Raw genomic sequence first — 584 nt, 5'->3', positions numbered from 1 at the left:
CGCGCCGCTGTCGCCCGGAATGACAAACTCGTCGAAACGCCTGAAAATGCCGGCTTTACGCGGGCAAAACCACGGAGTCCATCATGCCGCACAACACCCTCGACACACTCAAGAATTTCAAGATCGGCAACAAGTCCTGTCAGTACTATTCGCTGCCGGCGCTGGGCAAGGCGCTGGGCGTGGACATGCAGCGGCTGCCGGTCTCCATCCGCATCGTGCTGGAATCCGTGCTGCGCAATTGCGATGGCAAGAAGGTGACCGAGGAACACGTGCGCCAGCTCGCCAACTGGCAGGCCAACGCCAAGCGCGAGGATGAAATCCCGTTCGTGGTGGCGCGCGTGGTGCTGCAGGACTTCACCGGCGTGCCGCTGCTGGCGGACATCGCCGCCATGCGCTCGGTGGCCGACAAGATGTGCAAGAGCCCCAAGAGCATCGAGCCGCTGGTGCCGGTGGACCTGGTGGTGGACCACTCGGTCATGATCGACTACTTCGGCACCAAGAATGCGCTGGACCTGAACATGAAGCTGGAATTCAAGCGCAACCAGGAGCGCTACCAGTTCATGAAGTGGGGCATGCAGGCCTTC

At 61.5% G+C, this 584-nt stretch carries 1 protein-coding gene; it reads left to right on the top strand.

What is annotated here, in order from left to right:
• Window positions 1-83: 83 nt before the first annotated feature.
• The coding region (locus tag DNK89_RS23720) for an aconitase family protein (protein ID WP_238990923.1) at window positions 84-584 on the top strand (501 nt) is incomplete at its 3' end.

Source organism: Acidovorax sp. ST3, from assembly GCF_003231145.1.
GTDB lineage: Bacteria > Pseudomonadota > Gammaproteobacteria > Burkholderiales > Burkholderiaceae_C > Acidovorax.
Note: the sequence above shows the minus strand (reverse complement) of the source record. Positions and strands in the feature narration are given on the sequence as shown.